The 7,585-nt window shown below is 68.6% G+C and carries 8 protein-coding genes; 1 reads left to right on the forward strand and 7 read right to left on the reverse strand.

All coding sequences use genetic code 11. The annotated features are described in order from the left end of the window. Positions 1 to 13 precede the first annotated feature (13 nt). Positions 14 to 133: a DUF6587 family protein gene (locus AC04L7_RS08745; RefSeq protein ID WP_475512846.1), complete on the forward strand. Its 120-nt coding sequence runs from the start codon at positions 14 to 16 to the stop codon at positions 131 to 133. Positions 134 to 142: 9 nt separating this feature from the next. Here the strand turns inward: AC04L7_RS08745 and AC04L7_RS08750 are convergent, their stop codons facing one another. From AC04L7_RS08750 to AC04L7_RS08780, 7 genes are all read right to left on the reverse strand, one after another. Beyond that, entirely contained in the window at positions 143 to 1,507 is a 1,365-nt protein-coding gene (locus AC04L7_RS08750) for a J domain-containing protein (RefSeq protein ID WP_435998058.1), read from the reverse strand. Further along, entirely contained in the window at positions 1,504 to 2,202 is a 699-nt protein-coding gene (locus tag AC04L7_RS08755) for a J domain-containing protein (RefSeq protein WP_475512843.1), read from the reverse strand. The genes AC04L7_RS08750 and AC04L7_RS08755 overlap by 4 nt, the downstream gene beginning before the upstream one ends. 2 nt (positions 2,203 to 2,204) lie before the next feature. Beyond that, on the reverse strand, positions 2,205 to 3,899 hold the full coding sequence (locus tag AC04L7_RS08760; protein ID WP_435998062.1) for an Hsp70 family protein: 1,695 nt from the start codon (positions 3,897 to 3,899) through the stop codon (positions 2,205 to 2,207). A 66-nt stretch (positions 3,900 to 3,965) separates the two neighbouring features. After that, positions 3,966 to 4,334 carry a hypothetical protein gene (locus AC04L7_RS08765; RefSeq protein ID WP_296278320.1) on the reverse strand — a complete coding sequence of 123 codons (369 nt, stop codon included), beginning with the start codon at positions 4,332 to 4,334 and terminating at the stop codon, positions 3,966 to 3,968. Beyond that, positions 4,331 to 4,867: a bactofilin family protein gene (locus tag AC04L7_RS08770; RefSeq protein WP_299342164.1), complete on the reverse strand. Its 537-nt coding sequence runs from the start codon at positions 4,865 to 4,867 to the stop codon at positions 4,331 to 4,333. Before AC04L7_RS08770 ends, AC04L7_RS08765 begins: the two co-directional genes overlap by 4 nt. Before the next feature lie 161 nt (positions 4,868 to 5,028). Continuing rightward, on the reverse strand, positions 5,029 to 5,778 hold the full coding sequence (locus AC04L7_RS08775) for an SDR family oxidoreductase (protein ID WP_475512844.1): 750 nt from the start codon (positions 5,776 to 5,778) through the stop codon (positions 5,029 to 5,031). A 4-nt stretch (positions 5,779 to 5,782) separates the two neighbouring features. Further along, on the reverse strand, positions 5,783 to 7,390 hold the full coding sequence (locus tag AC04L7_RS08780; protein WP_475512845.1) for a carboxyl transferase domain-containing protein: 1,608 nt from the start codon (positions 7,388 to 7,390) through the stop codon (positions 5,783 to 5,785). Between the last annotated feature and the right edge of the window lie 195 nt (positions 7,391 to 7,585).

The following is a 7,585-nucleotide window of genomic DNA, read 5'->3' on the forward strand; positions in this document are numbered from 1 at the left end:
GGCGCTGCCCCTGTTGCGCGAAGGCAGCGCGAACTGGCGGCAGGCCCTTGGGCGATGGATCGCACCGGCGGGCAGCCTGGTCAACGGCCGGATCGCCGGCAAGGACTGCGGCGGCTGCGACGGGTGTGGTTGAGCGTGCCGTTCAGCCGTAACGGATCGCCAGCCCCGCGATCCCCAGTCCCGCGAACACCATGAACGAAACGACCGTGGTCCAGCGATTGCCGGCCGCTGCCGCGATGCTGATCCGGTGGCGCGCCGCATAGGCCCAGTCGCACAATGTCATGCCGATCGCCGCACTTGCCAACGCCAGCAACCACGGCGAGGGCAGGTCATGCATGGGCAGGGCGCGAACGAGCCAGCTGGTGCCGATGGCGAAACGCAATGCATCGAAGAACTGGCGGAAATGCACGAGTGCGGCCGGCAGCACGAGCGCGAACGCCAGTGCCGGCACGTGCGGCAGCCACCACGCCATCAGCAGGCCGGCGACGGACAGCCAGACGGGCATCAGGGCCAGCCAGGGCGACCGCGCGCTGGCGGGCCGTTCCCGCCAGGCCCACAGGGCACGCATCGCATGCCAGATGCACAGCATGGCGGCGACGGCGATGAAGGTCAGCGCCATCATGCGCTGCTGCCGCTCGGACGGGAGCCCGACCAGGGCACACAGGCCGGCGATGGCAAGCGTCGCCAGCGCGGCCGTCAGCAGCACGGTGGCCCAGCGCCAGGGTCCCGCGTAGAACGGGTCGGCAAGGCGTTCGTAGAAAGCCTGTTGCTCGCCCTCCAGGCCGGGCACGTCGTCGCCGTAATCCGCGGTCAATCGCTGCGACAGGCGCGCGGCGCGGAATGCGAAGCCCGGCACGCACGCCAGCAGCAATGCGAGCGGCCATCGGAACGGACGCTTCAATTGCCGGATGGTGAGCGGCCTGTCCTCGTCGAACGCGTCCGTATTCTCCGAGGCTACCGCCTCCAGCACCTGCTGGCGTCGCCCGATCCATTCCGGCGCGGTGAAACCGAAGAAGTCCGCAAGCACCGCCAGTATCGCCGGCCTCACCTGCACATCCTCCTGGAGGATGCTCCCGAAGATCGCCTGCCCGACGCGTTGCTTCGCGTCGAGGCTGTACAAGCCGGGATGGTGTTCGAGGTGGTCGCGGAACGCCGAGGGCAGGTCCGTCCCGGCCCGCGCCATCAGCGCCTCGCGCACGCCGTCCTCGTCGAACCGTTCGGCTGGCGACAACGGGTCGAAGGCGCCTGCCCGCGAAAGGATCGCCTCGGCATCCCGTTCCCACGCGTCCTGCGCTGTCGCTGGCTCGGGGTGCGGATCATCCACAGTGAACTCGAGCACGCCATCGCGCTGCACGGACAGCGCTTCCTGGTAAGCCTCGTGCAGGCGCTGGAAGGCGGCGGGATCCTCGTCGGGACGTGTGGTCTTCAGCAGGCGCGCATAGGTACGCTTGATGGTGCGCTCGTCGGCGTCCGGCGGTAGTCCGAGGAGGGAAAACGCGTCGCTCACGCCGCGGCTCCGGAGCAGCGGGACACGGACAGCATCGCTAGCAACCCGATCCAGATGGCACCGCCGAACATCCACGCCAAGTGGCTGGACGACGAGGGTGGAGACGCTTCCGTATAGGGTCTGCGTATTGCGTGGGCATTCTCGAGCGTCATGTGCGCGTGCCGCTCCAGTGCCGTGACGAACGGTTCAAGACGCGCGCGTGTGGGCCCCGGCATGTCCAGTTCCAGGAAGTGGAGGACGGCCGCCATGTGCCGCGGTGGCAGGGCCGGCGCTTGAACCAGCGCGTAGACGATCTGGTGGGCGAAGGCTTCGCGCGCGCCGACCGAATAGAACGCCGGGTGGGCTTGAAGCCATCCGAGGACATCGCGGCCGCTGGCCGTGCGCGAAACGTTGGATAGCGTGGTGATGAACATGCCGATCTCGAACCGGGCAGCGTCGACAGGATCAGGCTCGGCGGGAATCGTGGCTCGCCCGCCGGCAGGGAGCGCGGGCGACGTGTCGAGGCCAACGTCGGATCGTGCTGAGGGCGCATTGCCGCCCACCCGCTGCATGCACCCCTGGTAGGCCTCGYTGATGCGCTGGAAACCCTCGGGATCATCGTCGGGCCTGTGGCGTTTCAGCAGTCGGGCATAAGCGCGCCTGATCGCACGTTCGTCAGCGTCTGCGTCGATGCCGAGCGCCTCGAAAGGCCACACGCTCACGCCTGCGACTCGATGTGCTCGAGCATCCGGGCGAACTGGCTGCGGTGTTCGCGGATCTGCAGGGGGTCCTGGCCGTCCAGGATCGCGCGGAAGCGCACCAGCGCATCTTGCAGGTCGCGACGTGCCCACAGCAGCTCTTCGTACAGGCGTTCGGCACGCGCGATCACCAGGAGATTCTCCTGCTGGTCGCGTGGATGCACCTTCAGTTCCGACAGCGCGGCCAGGCGCTGGCGGATCTCGTCCGGGGTCAGTACGCCGGGGTTCTGCTGCAGGACGACCTCATGCGTCTGGCCGGTTGCCACGATCGTGGCTTCCACCTGCAGCAGACCGTTCACGTCGTAGGTGAATCGGATGTCCACCGGATTCTCGCGCGCTGCGCGTGCCGGGACCTTCACCGAGATGGTACCCAGCTTGACGTTGTTCTCTACCCGCGGGCTCTCGCCCTGGTAGATGTTGAACTCCACCTGCGTCTGCAGGTCGCGCATCGGCTGGTAGCGTTCGACGCGGCTGACCGGCACCGTCGCGTTGCGATGGATGATCGGGGAGAAGAGGCCAGTGGTGACCTGCCCATGTCCGTCCTCCTGCGCGGTATCCACGCCCAGCGAATGCGGACACACGTCGGTGAGGATGATCTCTTCCAGCGACTCGTCGCGCGCCTTCATTCCGGCCGCAACGGCCGCACCCAGCGCGATCGCCTCATCCGGGTTGATGTGCCGCAACGGCAGGCGACCGAACATGCGCGACACGAGGCGCGCGGTCAGCGGCATCCGCGATGCGCCGCCGACCAGGACGATGTCGTCCAACTGCCCGGGCGCCAGCCGCGCGTCGCGCATGGCCCGCTCCAACGGTGCGCGCATGCGCTGGACCAGCGGCTCGCACAGTCGCGAGAAGCCCGCCTCGTCGACCTGCCAGCGGCTCGACGCTCCGCCCACCACGAAATCCACATCGACCGGGCCGCCGGATGTGTTCGAAAGTTCGCGCTTGGCCGACTCCAGTCGGCGCCTCAGCTGGGCGTCCTCGCTGGCTGTCAGGTCTTTCGGTTCGATCCTGAGTTCGCGCAGGCAGGCGTCTCGCAGCGCGGAAAGGAAATCCTCGCCGCCGAGGAAGTTGTCGCCGGCGCTGGCGTGGACCTCCATCACCCCATCGAACATTTCCAGGATCGAGACATCGAAGGTGCCACCCCCGAGATCGAAGACGAGGAAGCGGCCGCCGCCGTCGCGCTGCTGCAGTCCGTAGGCCATGGCGGCGGCGGTCGGCTCGTTGATGAGCCGTTCGACCTTGATGCCCGCCAGTTCACCGGCGATGCGGGTGGCCTTGCGCTGGGCGTCGCCGAAGTACGCGGGAACGCTGATCACGGCCTCGGTGACCGGCGCGCCGAAGTGACTCTCCGCATCGGCGATCAACGCACGCAGCACGAGTGCCGACAGCTCTTCGGGGCGCAGCGCATGCTGGCCGAGGCGGGTGACGCGGTTGGTACCCATCCAGCGCTTGAAGCTGGCGACGGTGCGCTGCGGGTGGGTGATCAGGCGGTCCACGGCGGCGCGTCCGACGATGAGCGTTTCGTCCGCGTCCACGCTCACCACGGAGGGTGTCAGCAGTTCACCCAGCGCGTTCGGAATGAGCACGGGACCGTTGGGCCCGTGGTAGCCGATCAACGAATGCGTGGTCCCCAGATCGATGCCGACGATCATCCAGCCCCCTGCTGGCGTCCTTGTCGACACCGAGTGTAGCCGGGCAGCGTGGCGGCGGGGAGGGCGTCAGTGCCGCGTGCGCCGACCTGTCGCCTTCCCCGTCGCAGGGTTGAGTTCGACCGACAGCACGAAGCTGCGCTGCTCGTGCGGCTGCATGGCGCCGACGCCGACGACCTGCCGCGTCACTTCCTCACCCCGATCGTTGCGGATGGACAGCACCACGCTGTATTCCCAGGCCGCGCCTTCGGCAGGCGGTTGCAGCGTGCCCTCGATCCGCAGCGGAGTCAGCGCGGGCGCCGCGTTGGCGCCCGCGCCGGGTTCGAAGCGCAGGTGGTGGCGGCAGCCGGGGCAGACCGCCGCACTCTCCAGGATGGTCGCCTTGCAGTGCGGGCAGGTACGGGTGGCGCCGGCAGTGCCGGGGCGGGGTTGGCTCATGCGGCGGCGCCGGGCTCCGTGCTGCCGGACTTGCCGGCCTTGGCCGCGGGCTCATCCCAGCCGAAGTCGGCCTGGCCGCGCATCCGCGATCCGGCGGCCACGGTGAGCGACCCCGCCTTGACGTCGCCGACCAGCACGCCCGAGGCGAGCAGTTCGACGCGCGCCGCGGATTCGATGTTGCCCTCGAGTTCGCCGGCGATGGTGACCTTCTTCGCCCGCACGCCGCCGTTGAGCTTGGCGCCGGTCTCGATGGTCAGGTCGCCCTGCACGTTCACGTCGCCCTTGAAACGGCCGGCGATGCGAATGTGGCCCGTACCCTCGATCTTGCCCTCGATGGTCAGGTCTGCCGCGATCAAAGACTCCTTCAGCGATTCCGCTGGCGCGACGCGCTCGACCGGCCGCGTGCCCGGCGGTGCGGTGACGGCGGGGGAAAAGTCGGCGGCAGACGTATCGCGCAGCGGGACCGGCGACGGCTCGGGCGGCAGGGGGGCGGCGTCCTTCTTCGCGGGCCCTTGGTCTTTCCAGATGGACATGCAGGGGATGCTCCGGTTGACGTGGACACCGGACTATCGCGGCTGAAGGAGTTCCACGTTGTGACCCGTGCGGACAATCAGGGCGATCGCCAGGCGGGGGAAAGTCCGGTTCATCGCGCAGTCGGGCATGTGTACGCGCCGCTCACAACCCTGACAAGGCGTCAGCGCCTGCCTGCGATGTCGACGAAGGCCCCTGTCGTGTAGCTGGCCCGGTCCGACAGCAGCCACAGGATCGCTTCCGCGACCTCATGCGGTTGTCCGCCCCGACGCATCGGGACGAAGGCCTTGACCCGGTAGATCCTGCCGGGCTCGCCGCCATCGGCATGCATGTCGGTATGGATGAAGCCGGGCCGGACCGCGTTGACGCGGATGCCTTCCTGCGCCACCTCGTGCGCCAGGCCGACGGTCAGGCTGTCGACCGCGCCTTTCGACGCGGCATAGTCGACGTACTCCCCGGGCGCCCCGGTCCTGGAGGCGACCGACGAGACGTTGACGATGGCGCCGCCSKRWCCGCCGTGCCGGGTGSWCATGCGYCGCACCGCCTCGCGGCAGCACAGCAGGGTGCCGATGACATTGGTGGCGAGGATGCGCTCGATGCGCGCGGACGCCAGCGCATCCACGCGGGACTGTGTTTCCAGGATGCCGGCGTTGTTGACCAGCGCGCCGAGTGGACCCCATGCGTCGTCGAGCCGGCGGAACATCGCCACTACCTCGGCCTCGCGGGCCACATCGGCTTGCAGGGCGAGCGCCTGTCCACCGCGGTCGACGATCTTGCGGACGACGGCCTGCGCGGCTTCTTCGTCGCGACGGAAGTTGACCCCGACGGCATAGCCCTGTTCCGCCGCCAGCAGCGCGGTGGCGGCGCCGATGCCGCGCCCGCCGCCGGTGACCAGCACGACCCGTGCCGTCACCGCGCTACATCCGGAAGACGCCGAACTTCGCCTGCGGGACCGGTGCATTCAGCGAGGCGGAAAGGCCCAGACCCAGCACCCGGCGCGTATCGGCGGGGTCGATGATGCCGTCGTCCCACAGCCGGGCCGTGGCGTACCACGGGCTGCCCTGGGATTCGTACTGGTCGCGTATCGGCGCCTTGAAGGCTTCTTCCTCGTCGGCGTTCCACGCGCCGCCGCGGGCCTCGATGCCATCGCGCTTCACCGTCGCCAGCACGCTCGCCGCCTGCTCGCCGCCCATCACGCTGATGCGCGCGTTCGGCCACATCCACAGGAAGCGCGCACCGTAGGCGCGCCCGCACATGGCGTAGTTGCCCGCGCCGAAGCTGCCGCCGACGACGACGGTGARCTTCGGCACGCKCGWGCWSGCGACGGCGGTGACCATCTTSGCWCCGTCCTTCGCGATGCCGGCGTTCTCGTACTTGCGACCGACCATGAACCCGGTGATGTTCTGTAGAAAGACCAGCGGGATGCCGCGCTGGTTGCACAGTTCGATGAAGTGAGCGCCCTTCAGCGCGCTCTCGCCGAACAGGATGCCGTTGTTGGCGACGATGCCCACCGGATAACCGTGCAGGTGGGCGAAGCCGGTGACCAGCGTCTTGCCGTAGCGCGCCTTGAATTCGTCCAGCTCGCTTCCGTCGGTGATGCGCGCGATGACCTCGCGGATGTCGAACGGTCGGCGCGTGTCCTTCGGCACGATGCCGTAGAGCTCGTCGGTGGCGTAAAGCGGCTCGCACGCCTCGCGCACGGCGACCGGCATGGCCTTGCGCCGGTTGAGGTGGCCGACGATGCCGCGCGCGATCTCCAGCGCGTGGCGGTCGTCTTCGGCGAAGTGGTCCGCCACGCCGGAAATGCTGGTGTGCACGTCCGCGCCACCCAGCGCCTCCGCATCGACCACTTCGCCGGTCGCCGCCTTCACCAGCGGCGGGCCGCCGAGGAAGATCGTGCCCTGTTCCTTCACGATCACGCTCTCGTCGCACATCGCGGGCACGTAAGCGCCGCCGGCGGTGCAGCTGCCCATAACCACCGCGATCTGCGGGATGTTCTCCGCGGAAAGGCGCGCCTGGTTGTAGAAGATGCGGCCGAAGTGCTCGCGATCCGGGAAAACTTCGTCCTGCAGCGGCAGGAAGGCGCCACCGGAATCGACCAGATAGATGCAGGGCAGGTGGTTTTCGCGCGCCACTTCCTGTGCCCGCAGGTGCTTCTTTACCGTCATCGGGAAGTAGGTGCCCCCCTTGACGGTGGCGTCATTGGCGACGACCACCACCTCGTTGCCCATGACCCGGCCGATCCCGCAGACCATGCCGGCCGCCGGCGCGGCACCGTCGTACATGTCCTCTGCGGCCAGCGGCGCGATTTCCAGGAACGGAGAGCCGGGATCTAGCAGGGCGGTGATGCGCTCGCGCGCCAGCAGCTTGCCGCGTTCGGTGTGCTTGGCGCGGGCCTTCTCGCCACCGCCATCCGCGGCACGCGCCAGCCGGCGTTCGAGTTCCTGCACGAGCACGCGGTGGTAAGCGGCGTTGGCGACGAACTCAGGCGAGCGCGGATCGAGGTGCGAGGCGATGGCAGGCATGCGACAGGACAGTGCAGGGAAGGCGGCATCAGACCACAAAGCCCTGCATGCGCCAAACCGCAGTGCAAAAAGAAAGGCCCGCTTGCGCGGGCCTCTCCGGTTCGCACGAAGGCGACGCGATTACTTCTTGGCTTCTTCAGCCTTGGCTTCGGCCTTGTCGGCCACTTCAGCGGCCTTGTCGGCGGTCGCCTGGGC

The sequence above is a fragment of the Pseudoxanthomonas sp. LjRoot204_2 genome, assembly GCF_056175765.1.